Consider the following 22,352-nt stretch of genomic DNA (forward strand, 5'->3'; position numbering starts at 1 on the left):
AGTAGCAGAAACTAGGCGTGGGAGGAAACAAAAAACGAGCAGGATACCTTATGCTGCTAGCCTACTAAAAAAATGCGGGCCATCTGCGTAATCTGCAAACTTGTCGGTTAATTTTGAGGCCCGACAGCGAATTTACGCCCCGCTGTGTAACACTTCTTTGCTTTTCCCACCCCACCCATTATACCGCATGGATTTTCAGCTCACCGAAGAACAACTGGCCGTTCAGGCCGCTGCCCGCGACTTTGCCCAGAATGAATTGTGGGCCGGCGTCATCGAACGGGATGATCACCAAAAGTTTCCCGCCGAGCAGATCAAAAAAATGGGCGAGCTGGGCTTCCTGGGCATGATGGTTAGCCCCGAGTACGGTGGCGGCGGCATGGATACCGTGAGCTACGTGCTGGCCATGGAGGAAATCAGCAAAGTAGATGCCTCCTGCTCCGTTATCATGTCGGTGAATAACTCGCTGGTATGCTGGGGTCTGGAGAAGTACGGCACGGAGGAGCAGAAGCGCAAGTATCTGCCCCGCCTGACCTCCGGCGAAATCATCGGCGCATTTGCTCTTTCCGAACCGGAAGCTGGCTCCGATGCTACCAGCCAGCGCACCACTGCTGAAGACAAAGGGGACTACTACCTGCTGAACGGCACCAAGAACTGGATTACCAACGGTACTACCGCTTCGGTATACCTGGTAGTTGCTCAAACCAACGTCGAGCTAAAGCACCGCGGCATTAATGTGCTTATCGTGGAGAAAGGCATGGAAGGTTTCCAGACCGGCCCGAAGGAAAACAAGCTCGGTATTCGCGGTTCTGATACCTGTTCCCTCATGTTCAATGATGTGAAGGTTCCCAAGGAAAACCGCATCGGGGAAGATGGCTTCGGCTTCAAATTCGCCATGCAGGTGCTGGCTGGCGGCCGGATTGGCATTGCCGCGCAAGCTTTGGGCATTGCTTCCGGCTCGTATGAGTTGGCGTTGAAATACTCAAAGGAGCGCAAAGCCTTCGGCGTGCCAATTGCCCAGCACCAGGCTATTCAATTTAAGCTGGCCGATATGGCCACGAACATTGACGCTGCTCGTCTGTTGTGCCTGCAAGCCGCCCACGACAAGGACGCGCATCAGGACTACGCTAAGTCAGGCGCTATGGCTAAGCTGTTCGCTTCCAAAACGGCCATGGATGCTTCCGTGGAAGCCGTGCAGATTCACGGAGGCTACGGTTTCGTGAAAGAATACCACGTAGAGCGCCTGATGCGCGACGCTAAAATCACCCAGATTTATGAGGGAACTTCTGAGATTCAGAAAATTGTAATCTCTCGGGAAATTCTTAAGTAAGACTTGAATTGCCTAAAAGTCAGAAGTATTGCACAAAACCCAGCCTTTTTTAGGCTGGGTTTTGTGTTTGTGTGAATTTTTATATGTTATTTTGCATTACATAAGTCAGGGGTACTATTTCTCCACCCACACCTGAGTTTTAAAATACCCGTCGAAGATGGAAGATTATAATAAAGTAATTGAGTCGCTTGGTGTTCGGTACATCAAGGCGAAAAATCTGGTATTGCAGCAGCCTTTTACGGTGCGCAATTCTTACGATGTGGGCAACAACCTTATTTTGCTGCATAAGGGCCGGGTTTCTTTCGGCGACGAGGACCAGGTAGTGGAAGAGGGCGAAATGCTGTTCATTCCGGGAGGTCGGGCCACGAAAGTGACGTACGGTGAGCCATCCAGCAAGAGCATCACCAACGATGACCTGATAACGAATAAGGACAAGTTCTTCCACTCTAACTCCGACCTCGACCTGATTGGTGACGCCGAGGAAAGCCACTCCTTTGTGAGCTTTGAGGCCAAGGTGTTTGACTCGGTAAACTTCTTCGCGTCTCTGGACGTGCCTGCCTTCCTGATTACGGGCAATTCCAAGCTGGCAAACTTGGTTATTAAGGTAGTAGAAGAAAGCCTGCAGGAATTGCCGGGCCGGGAGCGTCTTATTACGATTTACACCGAGAACATTGTGGTGGAAATCGTGCGCTACATCTTGAAAAACAAGATGTTCGTAGAGCAACTGGCTACCAACAGCACCTATTTCAAAGATCCGCGCCTCATCGACCTATTCAACTACATTAAGGAAAACATCGGCGGCGACTTGTCGAACAAGGTCCTCTCGGGTGTAGCTAATGTGAGCGAGGATTACGTGGGTCAGTACTTCAAGATGCTGACGGGTATTAACCCTCAGGACTACATTGAGTACCAGCGCATGGAGCGCGCCGTGTTCCTGCTTCGCACGACCAAAAAGAGTATCCGCGACATTGGTAAAGAGGTAGGCTATAAGGACACCGCTTATTTCTGCCGCCGTTTTAAAATGATGTTTGGCATTCCGGCCGGCAAAATGCGCCGCCGTGAGTCAGCTATGAACATCTAGCAGCGTATTAGCCTTGGCTTAAACTTGCGCTAGACTTCTTTAGCAAAGCAAAAGGCACCCGATATCGGGTGCCTTTTGCTTTGCTAGGTGTAGCTGAGTGTAACTACTATGGTGTCTTGGAGCTACACGGTTTTGGTGGCAACACTGTTGAAGCTGCGCACAATTTTCGACATCTCGGCCAGAAACTCCGGCGATTTTTCAATTTGGTTTCCTACCACAATGACATCAGCGCCAGCGGCTAGTGCGGCCTGGGCCTTCTCCGTGGTGTTGATGCCACCTCCCACTATCAAAGGCACATCTACTGCTTGGCGCACGGCCCGAATCATGGCTGGGGCTACGGGTATAGGGCGCCACTACCCCCATCCAGGTACATGAGACGGAGGCCAAGCTGTTCACCTGCCATGGCCGTGCAGGCCGCAATACCTGGTTTGTCGTGGGGCAAGGGGGTAGTGCCACTGATATAGCTGGCCGTGGTTTGGCGGCCCGTATCCACGAGCATATAACCTGTTGGTAGAATCTGCAAATTGCTCTGGCGCAGCAGCGGCGCGGCAATAACGTGCTGACCAATCAAGAAGTCAGGGTTGCGCCCGGAAATTAAAGACAGCAGAAGAATACCGTCGGCTTGGTCATCCAGATGCAGGCTATGGCTGGGAAAAAGCAGAACCGGAATGCTGGAACGGCTCTTGATAAAACGAATGAGGGCAGCCTGGCGAGAGTTCATCACCAAGCTGCCACCCACAAAAAAGTATTCTACGGTATGCTGTTCACTAAGCTCTAGCAACTGCCGGCAGCTGACTTCATCCAGGTTATCGGGGTCCAGCAACACGGCCAGAGACTTCTGGCCGTGAATCCGGCGTTTGCTTAGGGCATCATACAGGCTGGTGAGGCGCATCCGCGTCGTCGTGGTGGTAGGTAAATTCAATGTCCCGGGTTTCTGGTTCAGTGTGAACCGTAGCCGAAGACGCAAGGTCGGGATTTTTGATGATTGGTAAATACTCGCTGGCTTTCTTGGCTACATAGGCCATCAGCACCGCCGATGCCTGTGCTATCAGCATCTTGCCAGTATCTGACTGCATAAAGGCTTTTACTGCCGAAGCCAAGACCGAAGAAGCCTCCCCTTGATGATTGGCCGGACGCGGAGCTGGCACAGAACGACGAGGCGCCGGCTCATCAAAACCCAGGGGCTGAAACGGATCATTATCCGTGTGGTACACATCGGGCGCGATGTGGGCGCGTTCTGAGTAAGGCTGCTTACGACCACGGTCGTAGTGATGATGACCCGTGCCAAAGCCCAGATCATCTGCTACGGCCGTGTCCACGGCCGTAGAGGCCTGCGAACGACGAGGGCGGCTATTGCCGTTTCTTAGGTGGCGGGCGTAATCATCCTCGTTGTGGAGGTCGGCGTGTTTTTTTTTTCCGCCAAAAGCCTTCGATAGCAGCCAGATGCCACCGAGTACGCCAGCACCAATGGCTACGTACTTGCTGACTTCCTGCGTTTTGGCCTTGATGCCTTCCACGTCGCCCATCAGGGCGCGCTCATATTCCAGCTTCTGGCGCTCCAGAAACTCCTTTTCGTCCTCAAACAGCGGGTTATGCAGATCGGCCATACGATGGGTTAGGCTTGGCGTTTGTCAGATTTATAAATGGTATTGTTCAGGAGCTTGTCGGCTAGGCCCTGGAAAAGCTTTTTATCAACGCCTATTACAAAGACGACGAGCAGCACCAGATAAAAGCCGGCCACAATACCGAAGCCCCAATACGGGCTGTCCAGAACGTCGTTGAGCAGAAGCCCCAGAAATATGTTCAGAAACAGAAAAAATAGTAGCCCAATAGTAGCCAGTGCTACCCCGTGCAGGGTGCCAACAAAGGCCGTTTTTACTTTTTCTTGAGTTTCCAGGCGCACCAGATCAATGCGGGTATCCAGGTAGCCCATCACGTTGCCCATCAGATTATCCGTGCGGGGCGTTTTGGTGGCGTCATCTTCAGTGGAGAACAGGCCCATAGGGGAGAATTTTTGCGAGGAACAATGTTACGGGTGCATAAGTCTGAAAACCACGCCGGAGCCAGTTTTGCAGATAGCCCTTTCTTACGGAAAACCTAGTAGCGTGTCTGAAAATTGACGTACTTTTACTATATAATGTCATAGGTTGAGCCAAAATCACTACCAGGTACTGGGCGTTGCTACCACGGCTACGGCCCGGGAAATAAAGCTGGCTTACAAGCAGCTGGCCGTGAAATACCACCCGGATAAGCACGGCGGCAGCCCCTTATACGAGGAGTTATTCAAGGCAGCAGCAGCGGCGTACCGAGTACTCGGCGACCCGGGCCGCCGGGCTCAATATGACTTTCAGCTCCAGGTAGCGGCTCGTCGGGCCGAGGAAGCGCGGCGGCAACAGCAGTTTCGCAATCAGGGCCAACACATTTACGGGGTGCCTATGCCACCGCCGGCTCCCGTCCGGACCCGGCGGCCGGCGGGTTCTCATGAGCGGCATTATCGTACCATTCCCAAGCAGCGTCCCAAGTTCACGCGCCACGACTTGCGCCTGATTTTATTGGTGATAGGGGGTATTGTATTGTTCGTACTGGCCGTGCGTATTTCCATGTATCGCCTGACGGCCACCAGCAACTACCAGCGCGGCCTAGAAGCCTACACTCGCCGGGAGTGGAGCGCTGCTCATAGCTTCTTTTCTGATGCTCTGCGCTTCCGGCCCGACTACGCGGCGGCCCTGCGCCGCCGGGCAGAAATAGAGGAGTTGTTCTATCATAATCCCTTGGCGGCCGTTACGGACTATAAAGCGGCACTAGCAACGGCCGAAAGTCCACGCCAGCGCGCGGAGCTTTTGTTGCGGTTAAGCTTGTGCTACCGGGCCCTACAGCGGCCAGATCTAGTAAAAGCTACTACCCAGCAGGCGCTAGCTCAGGATTCTACCTTGGCGCACGCCCGGCTATTGCGCGGGGAGGCGCTACTTTTCTCGCACCGCTATTCTGCCGCCCGCCGCGACTTCACTGCGGGCTTACGACACGCTCGCCAGGAGCCTGCCTTCATTGGAGCCCGGCTGCTGCTGTACCGGGGCTTGGCCAACTTCAAGGAGCATGACCTGCGGGCCGCCCGCGCCGACTACTGGCAGGTACTGGCTTCCTACCCTAATCAGGGGCAAGTATATTTTCTGCTGGGGCGCATTGCGCAGCAGGAAGGCAACACTGCGGAAGCCTGCGAGTTTTTCCGCCGGGCTGTGGTACAGGGCTACCGTTTCGCAGAGCAGGCACGGGCCACATCTTGCCCGAAGTAGAAAAGCAAAAACCCCTCCGCGTCCGGAGAGGGTTTTTGTTCACTAGGAATAATGGGTAGAAATTGACTTCTAGTTGCACTGCACACACAATGCCCAATAATTGCGCTCGGGAAGGCAGGGTAGGCTTTCAGATAGAAGACGGGCCACGGAACACTACCCCCTAAGTCCAGCTCTAGAAATTTGAAATTTATTTATCCCACCACACGCGCGTGGTCATTAGGTCGGGGCCTTGGCGGCTGATGGCGGCTTGGTAGGCGGCTGCGTTGAGGCGCTGCTCCGACTGCGGATAGCGCAGACGCCGAGGTACTTGCCCGTTGGTTTCGCCTAGGCCCGCAATGGGGCGCAGCACCGGAAAGCCCGTGCGGCGGTATTCCGAGTAGGCCTCAAAGCCATTGTGCCCGAATAAAGAAAGCCACTTCTGGGTCATGATCTGCTGAAGACCGGTACTTGCCACGAAGCGTACCTCCGGCTCCTGCAAATAGCTCGTGGCAACATTCGGCTCAGAGATGCCAGCCAGGGCAAGGGCTTCGCGCACGCCGGTTTCGTACCACCGTTGGGCCGACCCCACGTCCCAGCCCCGCAGGCAGGCCTCGGCTCGCAGAAAGCAGACTTCCGCGTAGGTAAGCAGGTTTTGGTCGTTGGTGATGGAACGGTAGCGGGCCCCACCCTTGGAAAAGTTGGCGGGATTGTACTGGCGTTGGGTCAGCTCCACGGTGGAAAGGCCGTTGGGCAACCCCACCCGCGCCGAGTTGGTAGCCGAAACGGGGTCAGCGAAAATGAGCAGTCGAGGATCGTGGTAGCGGCTTAGGTAGTCAATAAGTGTGGCACTCACTCGACTGTCGCCGAAGCCTAGCACCACGGCCAGCGGGTTCTGGTTAATCCGGATGCTGCCGCCCGTGTTCCGCATAATGGCCGATTCCTCGTTGCTTTCCATTACGCCGGCGGCTAGGGCCTCCCGCACGTGCAGCTCGGCCAGATAGGGGTCGGCTTTGCTGAGGCGCAGGGCCACGCGGAGCCGCAGGGAGTTGGCAAAGTGACGCCACCGCTGGTTGGCGGCGGCCACCGTCGGAGTAGGGAAGGCAACTGCTGGGTTGGCGTACAGTAAGTCGGCGGGGCCGTAAGCACTGGTTTGGGCATCGTCGAGGGCCGTAGCGGCGGCTTTCAGCTCCCGCAGAAAATCGGCGTAAATGGCCCGCTGGTCGTCGTAGGACGGGCGCAGCTGGTCGGTGGCTCCTTGAAAGGCGGAGAAGTAGGGCACGTCGCCCCAGTAATCCGTCATGCGCTGAAACAGGAAAACCCGCCAAATTCGCGCCTGGCTCAGCTTGTTCACGTCAGCGGGCTTGCCTTGCACCTGGCGGATAGCTTCCTGCAGGTCCATGCCATAGCCCGAGTAGAAATCATTCCAGAAGGTAGTGGCCCACTGGTCATTACTCTCGTACCGGTCCGTCACGAAACCTGGAGTAGAGTTGGCAAAGTACTGCACCCACATGTTGGCGTGCAGGTGTTCACCTACTTGCTGGTCGTTGTCGTAGAGCGCCCCGTACTTAAGGGCGCGGGCAAACAACATATCGGCGGAGGCGGCCCCGGTTTTGGTGGGGTCCGTGTTGATTTCCGCAAACCGGTCCGTGCAGCCACTCGTTGCGCCGGCCGCTAACACCATGCCTAGCCCCCAGGCAAGAAAGAAGTGTCGGGAAAGGCCGCGGGGTAGCATAACCGAAAAAGCTGCTGGTTAAAAATCGAGGGTAAGATAATATCCCAGCGTTCGGCTGTTAGGATAGCCGCCCGATTCCAGCCCCTGGGCCCGGGAAAGGTTGTACGCCGATTCTGGGTCAAATCCTTCCGTGGCACGCTTCAGAAAGCCCAGGTTGCGCCCAACAACGGCCACGCTGCCGCCCTTGAGTTTGCCAAGGCGGGCTAGCAGGGGCACGGGCAACCGGTACGTAACGGCTACCTCCCGAATTTTGATGAAGCTAGCATCGTATACGAACGGCTCAGCAGCGGTGGAAAGCCGGGCCCAATACGCCTGCGGGTTCACATAGCGCCGACTCGGTGTGTAGGTGTTGTCGGGGTTGCGGATCACGCCTTCCACCAGCACGCCGCCCGTAGCAGTCCAATTTGCCGGGCTAACGTTAGCGGCTTCCCGAGCTTCTTCGGAGGCATACCAGCCGGCGCGGCCTGCCACCGTGGCGCGGGCGTTGCCAAACAAAGCCGCCTGCTGCTGCGAAACCGAATAAATCTGCCCGCCCCACCGGGCATCGAGCAAGGTGCTGAGAGTTAGGTTTTTGTAGCTGAACCGATTGGTTATACCGCCAAACCAGCTAGGCTGGAAGTTGCCCAGCCTAGCCAAAGTTGGGCTAGGTGCTACGGGTAGGCCGTCGGGGCCAACCAGCAGCTGTCCGTCGGGGGCACGTTGGAGGCGGGGGCCGACAATGTCACCGAAGGGCCGGCCTACCTGCGCCACTATGGCCACGTTGTTGGACTCGGTGCCCAGCTGGTAGGTAGTGCCGCCTTCGTTTAGCTGCACTACTTTGGAGCGGTTCGCGGCCCAGTTCAGGCTGACATCCCAGCGCAGGCGGCTGGCGGTGGGAAGCGGGGTAGCAGCGGCCACTACCTCCACCCCTGGTTCTGAATGTTGCCCGCGTTGATAAGCTGGGTCCGGAAGCCGGACGTAGCTGAAACCGGCACGCTGGTAACCTGATTAAACGTGTTGGTGCGGTATACGGTAACATCTAGGCTGGCTCGGTTGCGGCCAAAACGCATTTCGGAACCCAACTCCACCGAGCGGGTAATCTGCGGCTTCAGCCGAAGCAAGGCTAGTTGATCTTGCAGGTTGGCAAAGGGTTGACCCAGGTGAGATGAGCCCACGCCAGGAGCGTTTGGCACGCCCGAGCCCAAATCGTACTGCGTGGCCAACTCGTAGGGGCCCGCGCCCTTGCCCACTTTGGCCCAGGAGGCTCGCAGCTTGCCCAGCGTAAGCCAGCGGGAATGCCAGCCCAACAAATCGGTGTAGGCCGCGGACAGGGACGTGCTCGGGTAGAAGTACGACCAACTACCGGCTGGCAGGGTAGAATCCCAATCGTTGCGGCCGGTAACTTCCAGAAACACGGCCTCGCGGTAGGCCAGCAAGCTACGCCCGAATAAGGACTGCACCTCGTAGCGGGAAAAGGAGTACACGGGCGTTTTGCTGGCCGCATTTGCCAGGGTAAACACGTTGGGCACGAGCAGGCCCTGGCCAGTGCTTCCCGTGGTTTCGTTGCGCTTCTGCAGCAGGCTACCGAAGGCTTGGCTGGTTAGGTTCCAGCGTGGGCCCAGCCGACGAGTGCCACTCAGGATAAAGTCGAAGTTGTCTTCCCGCATCGTGAGCCGGCTTTGCGCTACCCCGCCCCGGTCGGGCACGGCGGTAGTATTCCAAGCAGTATAGCTAGCGTAGCGGTAGCCCACGTCGGAAGCATAAAAGTCGGTGCCGGCCCGTAGCTGCAACCACAGCCAATCGGTGAAGTCGTAGCGCGCCGATATGGAGCCGTTGGCCCGGTGCTGAATCGCCTGGTTGGTATTGAGGTAGGCCGCCCAGAACGGATTCTGGCGCATGGTGGTACGAAATGCCGCGCCGGAGTTCTGGTTCCAGAGCACAGGTTGCAACGTCAGCGGGTCGCGGAAGGGGCGGAGGTCGTCCACATCAGTACTGCGGGGCAGATGCTGGAACTGCACCATCACGTTGTCGGGGTTGGCGCCGAGCGTGGGACGGTTGAAGTTGCGGGAGTAAATGTAGCTGGCCTTCAGATCAACGGATAGTCGGCTCGTTAGCTGGTGGGTGCCCCGCAACGTTAGGAAGTTGCGGGCCAGGCGGCTGTTGGGATAAGTGCCCCGGTTGCGCAGGTCGGCCACCGATATGCGCAGGGTGGAGCGGTCAGTGCCCATAGAAAGGGCGACGTTGTTGGCCGTAGTGTAACCCAGCTGAAAGAAATCCTGGATGTTATGTGGTTGGGACACAAAGGGTTGTACCTTCCCATTCCAGTGCCGTACCAGCTGGCCCTGCATCCGAGGCCCCCAGCTCCCGATGGTTTCCAGTGCTTCCTCTACCTGCGGGTACCCTTCCGGGGTTAGCAGCGGTTTGCCGGCAGCATCAACCAGAAACCGGCCCTGGGTGCCCTGGCCGTACTCGTTTTGGTACTCCGTGAGTACCTGAGCCCGGTCGAAGGTAGTAGTGGAGCTGACGGTCAGGCCCAGGCCGGGCTTGCCTTTTTTGGTGGTCAGAACGAGGACCCCGTTGGCGGCCCGGTTGCCGTACAGAGCCGCCGCATTGCCGCCTTTCAGCACCGATACACTTTCCAGGTCTTCCGGATTAACGGCTGATAGTCCGTCGCCGGAGTCGTAGCCGCCGAAGCGCGTGGCTTGGAGCGGGTTTCGGTTGTCAATGGGCACCCCGTCCACCACCACCAGCGGCCGACTGTCGCGGGTAAGGGAGGTGTAACCCCGAATGATGATGTTGGTAGAACCCATGGGCCCGGAGCCGCTACGGCTTACCTGCACGCCCGCCAACTTGCCACTAACGGAGTTGATAAAATTCGGCTCCCGTGATTCCACCAATTGCGCCGCCTGCGCCTCTTGCACGGAGTAACCCAACGATTTACGCTCCCGCTCCAGGCCGTAGCCAGTTACTACTACCTCGGCCAAGGTGCGGGTGTCTTCCGGCAAGGCAACCTCCAGCCGCCCTCTGCCGCGGAAACGTACTTCCTGGCTGATAAATCCCAAGGAAGAGACTACCAACACGGTATCAGCGGGGCCGAGCGCCAAAGAAAACTGCCCTTCAGCGGAAGCAATGGTGCCTCTGGTAGTGCCTTTAATCAGGATGCTGGCGCCGGGCAGGGCCGTGGCAGTATTGCGGGCCGTAACGCGGCCCTGCACCGTATAGCCCCGCGCTACGCTCGGGGGAACCGCCGCCGGGCTGCTGGTAGCAGGGACTACCCGCGGAATCAGAATAATCTGCTGGCCTACTGTGCGGTAGCTCAGCCCAAGCGGGGGTAAGAGTTGGTGCAGTACCTGCTCCAGTGGGACTTTTGTAAAGGTGAGGGCTGGTAGCTGCCTGCGGGCCTGACCATCACTATACACAAAGGTGTAGGCGCTTTGCCGCTCAATTTCCCGCAGAACCGTTGGCAGGTCGCGCCCGTGGGTTTGAATGGTGACCAGCGGAGAAGTTGTTGGCGGGATGGATGTTTGGGCCCGCCCTGGCACTGCAAAGGTTAGTAGCCCTGCCAGCACTACCAGCTTTGCATAAGCGCTGTATTCTGCTCTCGTTCCAAGCCGTGCACAGGCCACGCAGGACTGAAGCCGATACTTCATGCAACCAAAAACGCGAATACCGAGGGTGGAAATTAAGCCCTCTAATATACACTGCTTCCTGTATTATAAGGAAGGCGCAACGGCAGGTGCCGTCAAGGTAGGCTCGCAGCCCGGGCCAGTAATCAGAAGCTGGTCATCGGTCAGTTCAAATCCAAAACTTCCCGTTAGGGCCAATACGCTCACTACCTCGCGCAGAGTTTGGTCGCGGAATCGGCCAGTAAGCCGGCAGTGGCGCAGCTGCTCGTTGGCAAACTGCACTTTCACATCGTAGTGGCGTTCCAGAGTGCGGGCCACTTCTGCCAGCGAAGTGCTCTGAAACACGAATCCGCCCCGGCTCCAAGCGGCATAATCCTGGCTGTTGATGGTTTCCCGGCGCAGAGCAGCCGTGCTTTTTGAGTAGACCGCCCGTTGGTCAGGAGTTATATATAAGGTGTCGGAGGAGGTAGCGTCCTCAGCGCCACTCCGGATAAAAGCTACCCGGCCGGTGACAACGGCCGTTTCCATGGTTTCGTCTTCCTGGTAGGCCTTGACATTGAAAGAGGTACCCAGCACGCGCACCTGTTCCGCCCCCAAGTGAATAACGAATGGCTGCCGCTTATTAGGAGTCACCTCAAAAAAAGCCTCACCCTCCAGGTACACCTCCCGCTGAGCTCCTTCGAAAGACTTCGGGAACCAGAGGTGGCTGTCGGCGTTCAGCCACACGGCCGTACCATCCGCCAGTAGCACTTTAGCGGAAGCACCGCGAGCCGTTGTTTTTTCTTCGAAAGCGAGAGGAATACCCGTTTCGGGAGTGGCACGCTGGAAACTCCAGTAGCTAAAAACCGCCCCACCTGCTACTACCAACGCCGCAAGGGCCGCTGCTGCCCGCGTGCGCCACCACGGCGCGGACGAGGTTGGCTGCCAGGAGATAATGCGGGGTTGGGGTTGCGCTTCGGCCGCGTCAATATGAGTTAGCAGCTGCTCCAGGGCGGCAGCCGTATCAGCGGCCGTTACGGTGGCAGGAGCGGGAGTGTGCCAGTAGCGCTTGGTTTCCTCGTACACCAGACGCTCTTCGGCAGTGGCCTGGGCCAGCCAGGCGTGCAGCACTTCGCCCTCGGCGCCCGAAAGCTCGCCTGCTAGCTCTTTGCCAATAAGTTCGTGTAGTGCGGAAAGCTCCATGTACTCGCTATGGGTTAGGTAACCCCTGTATAGTGTAGAGACATAAATACCAGAGAATCCCCTTAAAAGGATACCCTTAAAATTTAACAACGCTATAAAGAGCGGGCTGCTTCGCCTGCCAACGCGCCGGTGAGTTGCTACCCTAGGCGCTAAGCAACAGCGGCAGCAAGCTCAGGGCAATGCGCAGTACGCGGTTAGCCGCCGAAGCAGAAGCTGAGGAACGCATGCGCAGATAATCCTGCAGTTCTACGCTGATTTTTTTGATGGCAATGCCCATCTGCACCTCAATTGTTTTGACGGAAATACCCATGATGTCGGCTACTTCCTTGTACCTGAGGCCATCTTCCCGAATCAGGCGGAAAATGATTTTGCACTGGGGGGTAGCTTATCTACAGCCCGCTGAATTTCCGCCTGTAGCTCCGAGGTTAGCAGCTCCCGCTCAGGCGTCATCAGCTCTACGGTCAGGGCCGTGGGCACTTCGTCCAGGGCTAGGCTCGGCTGGTTTTCGGCTTTCTGCAGGTAGTTCAGCGCCTGATTTTTAACAGCAATGTAGAGGTAGCTGTTGAGGTTCTTTACCTCAACCAGCGCCGCCCGCTTCTGCCATAGCTTTAGAAACACATCCGAAACCGCCTCCTCCGCCAACTCTCTCGACCGGACGTAGAGGGTAGCAAACGTAACCAGCTTGCCGTGGTAGCGGGTAAAGAACAGCGCAAAAGCCTGCCGGTCGTCGGCAGCCATGCGTTGTACTAACTCTTCGGTGGCGGGGGTAGCGGCAGCCATGAGAATACTTTAGTTAAAAGTACTTGGCCCAGCTTGATAAAGCAACTGATGCCGCCCTACGGTAGCCGTGAGTTACCTCATACTTACCCTAACGTGGCGTAGGCAGCCAGCGGCATAACCTAGCACCGACGTAGCAGCGGCAATGGGTTCTACTTGTTGCCCTTTTCCGGTTCCTGATGAGGCATTAGCTCAAACTTCCAACGGACAAAGGCTTCAATTGCCTCGTATTCCGGCAAGCCCAACTGGTCGTAGAGTCGGGCGGTGGTGCGGTTGCGCTCCTCGGCCCGCTGCCAGAATTCCCGCTGATCGGCTCCCGGAAACAGCGGCCGGTCTTTTTGCGACTGGTGCTTAAAAATAGCCCGACGCTTGCGGGTAAGCTCCTGGGGCGAAAGCGGAACGGCCATTTCAATCTGGTCGATGTCCCACTCCTGCCAGGCCCCGCGGTACAGCCACACCCGGCAGTCGGAGAGCCAGGCCGTTTCCGCTGCCTGCAGACGTCGGATGGCCTCAAAAATAGCAGCCAAGCACACTCGGTGCGTTCCGTGCGGGTCGGAAAGGTCGCCGGCGGCGTAAATCTGCTGGGGTTGCAGACGCTGGAGCAGGTCGATGGTCAGGCGAATGTCTTCTTCTCCTATGGGCTTTTTACGAACTCGGCCGGTTTCATAAAAAGGCAAATCCAGGAAGTGCGCGTTCTGAGCCGGGACGCCGGCGTAGCGGCAGGCACTCTTGGCCTCGCCCCGCCGAATCAGGCCCTTAATCCGCTGCACCTCTTCCGAGTCTACCTGTCCAGGGTGTTTCTGGTGCAGAAAATCGGCTACCCGGCGGTATAGCGTTTCGGCCGGCTGCTCATCAAGCCGGAAGGCTTCGTCGTAGTCAGCCACGAACTCCGCAAACCGGATAGCCTCATCATCAAATACGGCAATGTTGCCCGAGGTCTGATACGCTACGTGCACCTCATGGCCCTGGTCTACCAGCCGCAGTAGCGTGCCGCCCATGGAAATAACGTCGTCGTCGGGGTGGGGCGAAAAGATAAGTACCCGCTTCGGGAAGGGGGTAGCCCGCTCGGGCCGGTCGGTATCGTCGGCGTTGGGTTTGCCGCCCGGCCAGCCCGTAATGGTGCGCTGCAGCTGCCGGAACACGCGAATGTTGATGTCATACGCCAGCCCCGATTCTGCTAGTAGAGTGGACAGGCCGTTCTCGTTGTACTCTTCGTCTGTAAGCTTCAGAATGGGTTTTTGCAGGGTGCGGGCCAGCCACGTTACGGCTTTGCGCACAGTAGCAGCATCTTGCCAGTTTAGGGCGCTACCCACCAGCCACGGCGTTTTTACTCGGGTCAACTCGGCGCTGGCGGCCTCATCCAGCACTACCTGCACGTGGGGGTGCTGCTGCAGGTAGGTGGCGGGCACTGAGTCCGTCGGGTCGCCTTCTACCATCCGTTTTACCACGGCCGCCTTGCCTTCGCCCCAGGCCAGCAGCACAATATGGCGGGCTTCCAGAATGGTGCCTACCCCCATGGTAATGGCACGCCGGGGCACGTTTTCTTCCCCGTAGAAGTCAGAGGCGGCGTCAGTGCGGGTAATGTGGTCGAGGGTAATAAGGCGGGTCCGGGAGGTGGCCCCGAGCCGGGCTCGTTAAAGCCAATGTGCCCCGTGCGACCAATGCCCAGCACTTGCAAGTCGATGCCGCCCGCCGCGCGAATCTGTTCCTCGTACCGCCGACAGAACTCCGCTACCTGCTCCTGTGGCACCGTTCCGTCGGGGATGTGGATGTTCTCGGGCTGTATGTCCAAGTGGTCGAATAAGTACTCCCGCATAAAGCGCACGTAGCTCTGCAAGGAGTCCGGAGCCATCGGGTAATATTCATCGAGGTTGAAGCTGATGACGTTCCGAAAGCTCAGCCCTTCTTGCTGGTGCAGCCGCACCAACTCTTCATATAGGCGAGTAGGGGTGGAGCCAGTTGCCAATCCTAGCACGCACATGCGCCCCTCGGCGGCCCTCTGCCGAACTAGCGCGGCAATCTGCTGGGCCACCGCTACCGATGCCTGTTCAGAGTCAGCGTAAATGGTAGTGGGCAGGCGCTCGGCCCGCAACTGAGCGGCAGTGTCCATAGTCAGAAAAACAGGTGAAGCCAGCGAGTACAGAATCCGCCGGAAGAATAGCCATAATGAACAAAATCCCCTAGCCCCTGGCAATTTGTTTGCTGAAAGTGGGAGGGAGGCTACTGCCAAACCCAGTGAGCAGGCCATAATTCTTACTCTATCTGATGTCACAAACACAGTAGAATAACAGCCATGTAATAACCGCTAGGGAAGACTAGCAAACGATATCATGACCACCTGACGGACAAAAACGAAGTCACAACGACTGCAGTTTGGTCCTTTTCCATCGTTGGGTTGTGGTGCAACTTGCTGCTAGTAGCTAGGGTAATCTTGCCCGTTGCTAGCGCTAGTGTTTTATGCTTGCCTCAGACCTTAAAGAAGCCTACCTGTGTCAGCTTGGGTTCGTTCGTCTCTCGCTTTACTGGTCCTGGGATTACCCAATGGGCGCTCTGGAGGCCTCGTTCATTCCCGCTACTGATGTTCGTTATCTGCATCAGTCGGCTGCCTCCGATGGCGCGAGGCTTTATGCCTACTCTTGGGTGCAGGAGCCGGGCTACCTGCTGAGCACTGAGCGTCATTTGTCCGCCCCAGACCATATTGTAGCGGAGCTAGAAACCGACGACCCAATCGGGTTACGGCTGCAGGTAGAAGAGTTTTTTCGGCAGCACGGCGGCCGAGCGCCCCTGAGTTGGCCAGCCACGGACAAGCCAGCTTCTTACTGGAACTAAGCGGCTGAAATAAAAACAAAAACGCCCTTCATGTAGCATGAAGGGCGTTTTCTGTGGTAATGATTGGAATCGAACCAACGACACCAGCATTTTCAGTGCTGTGCTCTACCAACTGAGCTACATTACCAGCTCTTAGGTCCCCAGAGGCGTTGTAGCCGTTGGGGAGCACAAAAGTAGTAAACCATTTTTAACCTGCAAATCGTATCTGAAAAAATATTTCAGCCGGAAAGTAGGCAGGCAAATTCTATAATTTGTTATGCATAACGAGTATATTTCGGCCTAAACCCAAACCTACCCAATTCCCGTGCACTTTTCCTTTCAAAACATTCTTTTCCTGCTGGTAGCAGTAGCGGGCTTCGGCCTGTTCTTCTGGCAGGCGCGGAAGATTCGCGCCAATATTCTGGTCGGGCGCGACCGGGATATGAGTGGCAATGTGAACGAGCGGCTGTGGAAAACGCTGCTCGTAGCTTTTGGCCAGCAGAAGATGTTCAAGCGGCTCACGCCGGCCATTCTGCACCTGATTGTCTACGTCGGCTTCATTGTTATTAACATTGAAGTCATTGAAATACTGGTAGATGGCATCTTCGGCACTCACCGTTTTCTGCAGTTCTTAGGCCCGCTGTACTCGGCACTTACCGCCACCAACGAGGTGCTGGGTGCTCTGGTTATTCTGGCCGTAGCAGCCTTTTGGTGGCGCCGCAACGTGAAGGGCGTCCGCCGCTTTACGGGTCCCGAAATGCGGGCCTGGCCCCGCCTCGATGCCGACGTTATTCTCTACATCGAGGTAATTCTCATGACGGCTCTGTTCACGATGAATGCCGCCGACCTAAAACTACACGGTGCGGACCTGCCGGGCGCTTACCCCGTTAGTCAGTTCCTAACTGGCTTGCTGCCCAATAGTCCGGCCGCGCTGCACGTACTGGAGCGCATTGGGTGGTGGGCACACATTGTGGGTATTCTGCTCTTCCTGAACTACCTACCTAGCTCCAAGCACTTCCACATCATCATGGCCTTTCCCAACGTGTACTTTTCACGCCTGGTGCCGCAGGGACAGTTCTCGAATGTAGAGAGCATCACCCATGAGGTAAAAGCCATGATGGACCCCAGTTATCAAGTACCGGCTCCCGCAGTGGGTCCCGACGGCTCGGCGGCGGCGCCTACCCCTTTCGGGGCCAAGGACGTGGACGATCTGGCTTGGACCAATCTGCTGAACGCGTATTCCTGCACGGAGTGCGGCCGCTGCACTTCCGTGTGCCCCGCCAATCTCACTGGCAAGCTGCTCTCCCCGCGTAAGATCATCATGGACACCCGCGACCGGGTGGAGGAGAAGTACAATTCGCCCCTGATTTTTAGCCCGAACCTGTACGGCAAAGAGGCTAAACACAGCGAGCAGGAACAGCTGGATAAGGAAAACCACACCCTGCTGCGCGGCTACGTGACGCCCGAAGAGTTATGGGCCTGCACCACCTGCAATGCCTGCGTAGAAGCCTGCCCAGTAAATATCAACCCCTTGGAAAGCATCGTGGAAATGCGCCGCTTCCTAGTGCTGGAAGAGTCGGCGGCCCCAAACTCCCTGAACGTGATGTTCAGCAACATCGAGAACAACGGTGCACCTTGGGCCTTCTCGCCCTCCGACCGCTTTAACTGGGCCGATGATCTGTTCGTGACCGATAAGGCTGTGGTAGCCCAGCGCTAACGCATGGTGCTACGCTTCCCTCTTTTCTACCTTCAATTTACCTTTGAGAGTCGGTAGTAGCTTCTAGCTCCTGGCTTCTCACTTCTAGTTTCTAATGGAAAAACGTCAAATCAACGTACCGATGATGGCCGATCTGGCAGCCCGGGGCGAAACTCCGGAAGTATTGTTCTGGGTAGGCTGCGCCGGTGCCTTCGATGACCGATATAAGCGGGTAACGCGGGCTTTCGTCCGCATTCTGGAACATGTGGGCGTAAACTACGCCGTGCTGGGTATGGAAGAGTCCTGCACCGGCGACCCGGCTAAGCGCGCCGGCAACGAGTTTCTGTTCCAGATGCAGGCCATGCAGAACATTACTACCCTCAATGGCTACGGCATCAAGAAGGTAGTAACGGCTTGCCCGCATTGCTTTAACACGATTAAAAACGAGTACCCCGCCTTGGGTGGTGAGTACGAAGTAATCCATCATAGCACCTTCCTGCAGCAGCTTATCAACGAAGGCAAGGTCACGGCCGAAGGAGGGGAGTCGTTCAAGGGGCGCCGCATTACCTTCCATGATTCCTGCTACCTAGGCCGGGCCAACAACATTTACGAGGCCCCGCGTGCTGTACTGGAAGTGCTGGACGCCGACCTGCTGGAAATGAAGCGCTGCAAAACCAATGGCCTCTGCTGCGGGGCTGGCGGGGCGCAGATGTGGAAAGAGCCGGAACCAGGCAAAAAGGATGTAAACGTTGAGCGCGCGGAGGAAGCCTTAGCTACGCTCGATGGTAACGCTGAAGTGCTCCGCAACCTGCAAGGCGCAGAAAGCACAGCGCCAGCACTGCCGGCGGGCTCTAACCACGGCGGTAGCGTTATTGCCGTAGCCTGCCCCTTCTGCATGACTATGATGGCAGACGGCGTAAAGAACAAGGAGCGCGAAGCCGATGTGCAGGTCTTTGACTTAGCCGAACTAATTGCCTCGGCCGAAGGACTTAATGCGTAGAAAGTTATTCGTGCCTGCGGACACGTAGTAACACAGCCCCGCCGGAACTTCCGGGCGGGCTGTTTCTTTGTAGCTATACCAGCCCAACGCAGCGTAGCAGTTGCTAAGCGGTTTGCTGATGTCGTTCTCTTGTGAATTTTAGTATGTACGTACCGTTTGATGAATTGCCTGCTTCGGCTCGCCTCTGGATTTACCAAGCAAACCGCCCGTTTACTGACGCTGAACTAACGGCTCTACAGCCCGCTCTGCGCCAGTTTGCAGCCGATTGGACCAGCCACGGCCGCACGCTAGCCGCATCAGCTGATATACTGCACCGCCAGTTCTTAGTAATTGGCCTCAATGAAGCCGTAGCAGACGCCAGTGGCTGCTCCATTGATGCTTCCGTACGCTTTGTGCGTAGCATAGAGGAGGAACTAGGCCTGCAGCTACTAGATAAATCGAAGCTGGCGTTTCTGGGGTCAGAGCAGCTACTGCTGCTGGATCGTCGGGAGCTTCGTTCGGCCGTAGCCACTGGTACTATACAGGCTACTACCTTGTACTTCGATAACACTATTAGCACGGTAGGGCAGCTGCGTGCGGCCTGGCCCGCGCCGGCAGCTTCTACTTGGCTGGCACGCTACTTTCAGCCGGTCGTTTCCTAAGCGGATTTTCCCGCTACTGGTTGTATCTTGATATACTTGACACCAAAATGTTCGTTATTCGTTTTGGTATCGTACCCATCCCATTCCTGTCCTTCATGAAAACCTATATCCTACTAGGTGCCGTAGCTACTTCGGCCGCGTTGCTTACTGGCTGCGCCACGTCTGGCAGCGTAAGCAAAGCCGATAAGCGCTTTACCCAGGGCGAGTACGAAACCGCTATTGCCTTATATAAAAAGGATGTGACCAAGGGCCGGAACATCGCGCAATCGAACTACCGCATTGCCGAGTCCTACCGCCTTTCCAACCGCCTTGAGTTAGCTGAACCATATTATAAGGCAGCGCTGGATGGCAAAGCCAAGGCCCCGGATGCAGGTTTCCGCTACGCGCAGGCCCTGCGGGCCTCCGGCAAAACCGAGGAAGCAGCCACCCAATTCGAGGCCTACGCCCAGGCGGGTAGCAACCGCACCCTAGCCGAGCAGGCGGAAGCAGCCGCCCGTACGGCCCGAGCCTCTACGGCCTTGCTGGCCATGCGCACCAATGATGAAGTAACTCCTCTGGATCAGATAAACACGTCGGCAGCTGAGTTCAGCGCCACGCGCATGCCCGAAACCAAGGAGCTGGTATTTGCTTCTGGCCGTGAGGGCAAAGTGTTCCAAGGCAATGGGGAAGGGTTCAATGACCTGTACGCCATCAAATTTGAAGATGAGCAGAAGCTTACGGGCGGCACGGTTCGGAAGCTTGAGTCCATCTTCAATTCCGAAGACCGTCATGAAGCCAGCGCAACCTACTCGCCCGATGGCAAGATGATGGTATTCGCCCGCTCCAACGACGGGTCCAAGAAAGGCTACCTCAGCGTTGACCTCTGGGCTTCTTACTATAAGAACGGCGCATGGAGTGAGCCCGAAATTCTGCGCGGTGTAAACAGCAGCACTGCCGATGAGTTCTCGCCGGTCTTCTCGCCCGATGGCCAAACGCTTTACTTCACTTCCACGCGCAAAGGGGCCTCGGCGGCAACGACCTTTATAAGTCGACTATGGAAAGCCCCGGCCGCTTTTCTTCTCCCGAAAACCTGGGCGACCAAATCAATACGCCCGGTAACGAGAACTTCCCCGCCATTGCTCCGGACGGCACCTTGTATTTCTCCTCCGACGGGCATCCCGGCTTTGGTAAGCTCGACATATTCAAGGTGCAGAAAGGCAAAGTTGCCAACCTGGGTGCACCTATTAACAGTAACGGCGACGATTTCGCGCCCTTTTTCACTGGTCAGCGGGTAGGCGTATTCGCTTCAAACCGTGCTGGTGGCAAAGGCTCCGACGACCTTTATTTGTTTCGGGAGCGGCCATATAAGTACGTAACCTTCTACGCCGACGGTACGCTGGTAGAGCGCAACGACCGAACCGGGCAAACAGCTCCTATTGCCAACGAAACCGTAACCCTATACGGCAGCAACGGGCAGAAATTACAGGAAGTGACAACTGCTGCCGATGGCAAGTTCAGCATGCGGCTCGACACTGCTACTGCTAGCTATTCCCTAATAGCTGATCGGCCGGGTTACTTTGCTGCCCGCAATACGCTAAGCACCATAGGCAAGCGGCCGGCCCAAGATGCCCTGCCAGATCTGATGAACGACGTACGAGTGCCCGTGACCCTGACGCTCACGAAAATCGTGAAAAACAAAGCCATTGTAGTCGACAACATCTTCTACGACTACGACAAGGCAGATATTCGTTCGGACGCGGCAGTGGAGTTGGACAAGCTAGTGCAAACCCTCAACGACAATCCTAAAATCACCATTGAGCTGAGCTCCCACACTGACTCCCGTGGTAAGGATGCCTACAACCTGGCTCTTTCCCAGCGTCGGGCTGAGTCAGCGGTAGCATATATCGTGTCAAAAGGCATCGATAAATCCCGTATTACAGCTAAAGGCTACGGCGAATCCTTACCCGTAGTCAAAGGCGCGAAAACAGAGGAAGACTACCAGCGTAACCGCCGGACGGAATTCAAAGTCACCCGAATAGCTGAGTAGACAAGGTAAAAAACTATAAAAGCTCGAGTTACTGTAGTAACTCGGGCTTTTTCGTGTTCACGCTAAGCAAGTGTGCTCTAAACGCACTACTAGGGTACATCTGAATAGGCACTAGGCAACTCCTATATATAATAAGTGGAGAGTTGGCATAATCCTTGGCTTTGGCAGTAGCAGGTTACACTTCGGACCAGCTTACTGCTACTGCCATGAAAAAGACTTTACTATTCTGTACTGTGCTGTTCCTACTGCTGGCTGCTTACGCACAGGCGGCTCCCGCCAATGCTAATTTTACTGCGGAGCGCGGCATGCTATTTCAACTGATTTTTGATGGCCGGGCTCTTACCCGCGTCGGTGCCCAGCATATCTCCCTCGACCGACTTGCTCCAGGCTTCCACCAAGCTGAGTTTCTAATTCCCACCGGATATGGCCGCAGTATTGCCTATCGCACGCAAGTATTCTTAGATGGAGGCCTCGAAACTAGTTTTGTGCTGGTAGCCCGTAACGGGTATCCGCCAGTATTAAGGAAAGTATCTGCCTTCCCTATCACCCGCGGAGGCTATGGCAACGGGCCTAGAGGCAATTATCCCCCTGTCACTCCACCAACTCCACTACCTGACTATGGCAATGAGCCTAGGTATCCTCGCGGTAGTGATGGGTATTCCGCGGACTCCTATGTAATGGCTCCGCAAGAAGTCGATGCACTATGGCAGACCGTACAACGGCAATCTTTCGACGATAATAAGTTGGCTATTATCCGGGAAGCCTTACGTGAAGCCAGCATACCCGCTGATGATGCTCGTCGATTTGTGGCTTCAATGACATTTGATCGTAATCGAATAGAACTAGCTAAGTACATGTACACTCGGGTAGCTGACCGCCAGAACTTTTACCGGGTGTACGAGGCTCTGCAATACCAGTCCAGCATCAAGGAGGTGCAGCAATACGTGGACACATATCGCCCCTGAACAACAGCCTTGAACTTGTTTTAAAAGGCTTCTACTTTAGGTAGAAGCCTTTTTGCATTCTGTTGGAACAAATTCTCAATCGCTAAGTGTTTGCTTAACTGTCGTCTAAGTACAGCTTTGTTTGAAAAGAGGGGGCTTAAACGAAAAAAGTGTGGGCAGGGTTTGGATAACTAGATTCGAAGCGCCACTTTTGCACTCCCAAACCGAAACGCGGTGGGGCCTGAGCGAACACGCGGTGCGGCT

18 protein-coding genes, 1 tRNA gene and 3 pseudogenes are annotated in these 22,352 nt (G+C 56.2%); 10 read left to right on the top strand and 12 right to left on the bottom strand.

Translation table 11 applies throughout. From position 1 onward, the window contains the following. Nucleotides 1-187: 187 nt before the first annotated feature. Together MUN84_RS12075 and MUN84_RS12080 are read left to right on the top strand one after the other, a co-directional pair. Nucleotides 188-1,327: an acyl-CoA dehydrogenase gene (locus MUN84_RS12075; protein WP_244694328.1), complete on the top strand. Its 1,140-nt coding sequence runs from the start codon at nucleotides 188-190 to the stop codon at nucleotides 1,325-1,327. Nucleotides 1,328-1,484: 157 nt separating this feature from the next. Next, nucleotides 1,485-2,408: a helix-turn-helix domain-containing protein gene (locus tag MUN84_RS12080; protein WP_188557287.1), complete on the top strand. Its 924-nt coding sequence runs from the start codon at nucleotides 1,485-1,487 to the stop codon at nucleotides 2,406-2,408. Between the two features lie 122 nt (nucleotides 2,409-2,530). Here MUN84_RS12080 and MUN84_RS12085 read toward each other — a convergent pair. The 3 genes and pseudogenes from MUN84_RS12085 to MUN84_RS12095 all read right to left on the bottom strand — a co-directional run bounded on the left by MUN84_RS12085 (nucleotide 2,531) and on the right by MUN84_RS12095 (nucleotide 4,410). Further along, nucleotides 2,531-3,300: pseudogene (locus MUN84_RS12085) on the bottom strand (geranylgeranylglyceryl/heptaprenylglyceryl phosphate synthase). Further along, a complete protein-coding gene (locus MUN84_RS12090; protein ID WP_244694329.1) occupies nucleotides 3,278-4,015 on the bottom strand; it encodes a hypothetical protein in 738 nt (245 codons plus the stop codon). Before MUN84_RS12090 ends, MUN84_RS12085 begins: the two are co-directional and overlap by 23 nt. A gap of 8 nt (nucleotides 4,016-4,023) precedes the next feature. Beyond that, a complete protein-coding gene (locus MUN84_RS12095; RefSeq protein ID WP_244694330.1) occupies nucleotides 4,024-4,410 on the bottom strand; it encodes a phage holin family protein in 387 nt (128 codons plus the stop codon). Between the two features lie 145 nt (nucleotides 4,411-4,555). On the opposite strand from MUN84_RS12095, the gene MUN84_RS12100 reads away from it, so the two are divergent. After that, nucleotides 4,556-5,698, top strand: a complete 1,143-nt coding sequence (locus MUN84_RS12100) for a J domain-containing protein (protein WP_244694331.1) — start codon at nucleotides 4,556-4,558, stop codon at nucleotides 5,696-5,698. Nucleotides 5,699-5,885: 187 nt separating this feature from the next. On the opposite strand, the gene MUN84_RS12105 is transcribed toward MUN84_RS12100, so the two are convergent. From MUN84_RS12105 to nagB, 8 genes and pseudogenes are all read right to left on the bottom strand, one after another. Next, nucleotides 5,886-7,409 (bottom strand): SusD/RagB family nutrient-binding outer membrane lipoprotein, encoded by a 1,524-nt coding sequence (locus tag MUN84_RS12105; RefSeq protein ID WP_244694332.1) that lies wholly within the window; start codon nucleotides 7,407-7,409, stop codon nucleotides 5,886-5,888. Nucleotides 7,410-7,427: 18 nt separating this feature from the next. Beyond that, nucleotides 7,428-8,315, bottom strand: a complete 888-nt coding sequence (locus tag MUN84_RS12110) for a hypothetical protein (RefSeq protein WP_244694333.1) — start codon at nucleotides 8,313-8,315, stop codon at nucleotides 7,428-7,430. Next, on the bottom strand, nucleotides 8,306-10,930 hold the full coding sequence (locus MUN84_RS12115; RefSeq protein WP_244694334.1) for a SusC/RagA family TonB-linked outer membrane protein: 2,625 nt from the start codon (nucleotides 10,928-10,930) through the stop codon (nucleotides 8,306-8,308). The genes MUN84_RS12110 and MUN84_RS12115 overlap by 10 nt, the downstream gene beginning before the upstream one ends. Before the next feature lie 171 nt (nucleotides 10,931-11,101). After that, complete coding sequence (locus tag MUN84_RS12120) at nucleotides 11,102-12,196, bottom strand: FecR family protein (RefSeq protein ID WP_244694335.1); 1,095 nt, start codon at nucleotides 12,194-12,196, stop codon at nucleotides 11,102-11,104. 142 nt (nucleotides 12,197-12,338) lie between these two features. Continuing rightward, nucleotides 12,339-12,506, bottom strand: coding sequence for a hypothetical protein (locus MUN84_RS12125; RefSeq protein WP_244694336.1), 168 nt, complete (start codon nucleotides 12,504-12,506; stop codon nucleotides 12,339-12,341). A gap of 3 nt (nucleotides 12,507-12,509) precedes the next feature. Next, nucleotides 12,510-12,563: pseudogene (locus MUN84_RS24590) on the bottom strand (hypothetical protein); the annotation flags it as partial. Beyond that, on the bottom strand, nucleotides 12,548-12,976 hold the full coding sequence (locus tag MUN84_RS12130) for a sigma-70 family RNA polymerase sigma factor (RefSeq protein ID WP_244694337.1): 429 nt from the start codon (nucleotides 12,974-12,976) through the stop codon (nucleotides 12,548-12,550). The pseudogene MUN84_RS24590 and the gene MUN84_RS12130, both read right to left, overlap by 16 nt. Before the next feature lie 149 nt (nucleotides 12,977-13,125). Then, a pseudogene (gene nagB / locus MUN84_RS12135) lies at nucleotides 13,126-15,083 on the bottom strand (glucosamine-6-phosphate deaminase). 347 nt (nucleotides 15,084-15,430) lie between these two features. Here nagB and MUN84_RS12140 point away from each other — a divergent pair. Beyond that, on the top strand, nucleotides 15,431-15,802 hold the full coding sequence (locus tag MUN84_RS12140; protein ID WP_244694338.1) for a hypothetical protein: 372 nt from the start codon (nucleotides 15,431-15,433) through the stop codon (nucleotides 15,800-15,802). A gap of 54 nt (nucleotides 15,803-15,856) precedes the next feature. On the opposite strand, the gene MUN84_RS12145 is transcribed toward MUN84_RS12140, so the two are convergent. Further along, nucleotides 15,857-15,929, bottom strand: a tRNA-Phe gene (locus MUN84_RS12145). Nucleotides 15,930-16,106: 177 nt separating this feature from the next. Between MUN84_RS12145 and MUN84_RS12150 the strand changes: the two genes are divergently transcribed. From MUN84_RS12150 to MUN84_RS12175, 6 genes are all read left to right on the top strand, one after another. Further along, nucleotides 16,107-17,498, top strand: coding sequence for a 4Fe-4S dicluster domain-containing protein (locus tag MUN84_RS12150; protein WP_244694339.1), 1,392 nt, complete (start codon nucleotides 16,107-16,109; stop codon nucleotides 17,496-17,498). 124 nt (nucleotides 17,499-17,622) lie between these two features. Further along, nucleotides 17,623-18,477 (top strand): (Fe-S)-binding protein, encoded by an 855-nt coding sequence (locus MUN84_RS12155; RefSeq protein ID WP_410780101.1) that lies wholly within the window; start codon nucleotides 17,623-17,625, stop codon nucleotides 18,475-18,477. 143 nt (nucleotides 18,478-18,620) lie between these two features. Further along, complete coding sequence (locus MUN84_RS12160) at nucleotides 18,621-19,118, top strand: hypothetical protein (protein ID WP_244694341.1); 498 nt, start codon at nucleotides 18,621-18,623, stop codon at nucleotides 19,116-19,118. Between the two features lie 95 nt (nucleotides 19,119-19,213). Beyond that, nucleotides 19,214-20,392 carry a hypothetical protein gene (locus tag MUN84_RS12165; protein WP_244694342.1) on the top strand — a complete coding sequence of 393 codons (1,179 nt, stop codon included), beginning with the start codon at nucleotides 19,214-19,216 and terminating at the stop codon, nucleotides 20,390-20,392. Next, nucleotides 20,305-21,144: an OmpA family protein gene (locus MUN84_RS12170; RefSeq protein WP_244694343.1), complete on the top strand. Its 840-nt coding sequence runs from the start codon at nucleotides 20,305-20,307 to the stop codon at nucleotides 21,142-21,144. Before MUN84_RS12165 ends, MUN84_RS12170 begins: the two co-directional genes overlap by 88 nt. A gap of 206 nt (nucleotides 21,145-21,350) precedes the next feature. Continuing rightward, nucleotides 21,351-22,109: a DUF4476 domain-containing protein gene (locus MUN84_RS12175; RefSeq protein WP_244694344.1), complete on the top strand. Its 759-nt coding sequence runs from the start codon at nucleotides 21,351-21,353 to the stop codon at nucleotides 22,107-22,109. Nucleotides 22,110-22,352 lie beyond the last annotated feature (243 nt).

Source organism: Hymenobacter sp. 5516J-16, from assembly GCF_022919335.1.
Classification (GTDB): Bacteria; Bacteroidota; Bacteroidia; order Cytophagales; family Hymenobacteraceae; genus Hymenobacter; species Hymenobacter sublimis.

Bases quoted from the DNA above. Each gene is read 5' to 3' on its own strand.
- MUN84_RS12080 (WP_188557287.1), top strand. From the start codon at position 1,485: ATGGAAGATTATAATAAAGTAATTGAGTCGCTTGGTGTTCGGTACATC.
- MUN84_RS12175 (WP_244694344.1), top strand. From the start codon at position 21,351: ATGAAAAAGACTTTACTATTCTGTACTGTGCTGTTCCTACTGCTGGCT.
- MUN84_RS12130 (WP_244694337.1), bottom strand. From the start codon at position 12,976: ATGGCTGCCGCTACCCCCGCCACCGAAGAGTTAGTACAACGCATGGCT.
- MUN84_RS12125 (WP_244694336.1), bottom strand. From the start codon at position 12,506: ATGGGTATTTCCGTCAAAACAATTGAGGTGCAGATGGGCATTGCCATC.
- MUN84_RS12105 (WP_244694332.1), bottom strand. From the start codon at position 7,409: ATGCTACCCCGCGGCCTTTCCCGACACTTCTTTCTTGCCTGGGGGCTA.
- MUN84_RS12160 (WP_244694341.1), top strand. From the start codon at position 18,621: ATGTACGTACCGTTTGATGAATTGCCTGCTTCGGCTCGCCTCTGGATT.
- MUN84_RS12155 (WP_410780101.1), top strand. From the start codon at position 17,623: ATGGCCGATCTGGCAGCCCGGGGCGAAACTCCGGAAGTATTGTTCTGG.
- MUN84_RS12090 (WP_244694329.1), bottom strand. From the start codon at position 4,015: ATGGCCGATCTGCATAACCCGCTGTTTGAGGACGAAAAGGAGTTTCTG.
- MUN84_RS12165 (WP_244694342.1), top strand. From the start codon at position 19,214: ATGAAAACCTATATCCTACTAGGTGCCGTAGCTACTTCGGCCGCGTTG.
- MUN84_RS12075 (WP_244694328.1), top strand. From the start codon at position 188: ATGGATTTTCAGCTCACCGAAGAACAACTGGCCGTTCAGGCCGCTGCC.
- MUN84_RS12120 (WP_244694335.1), bottom strand. From the start codon at position 12,196: ATGGAGCTTTCCGCACTACACGAACTTATTGGCAAAGAGCTAGCAGGC.
- MUN84_RS12140 (WP_244694338.1), top strand. From the start codon at position 15,431: ATGCTTGCCTCAGACCTTAAAGAAGCCTACCTGTGTCAGCTTGGGTTC.
- MUN84_RS12095 (WP_244694330.1), bottom strand. From the start codon at position 4,410: ATGGGCCTGTTCTCCACTGAAGATGACGCCACCAAAACGCCCCGCACG.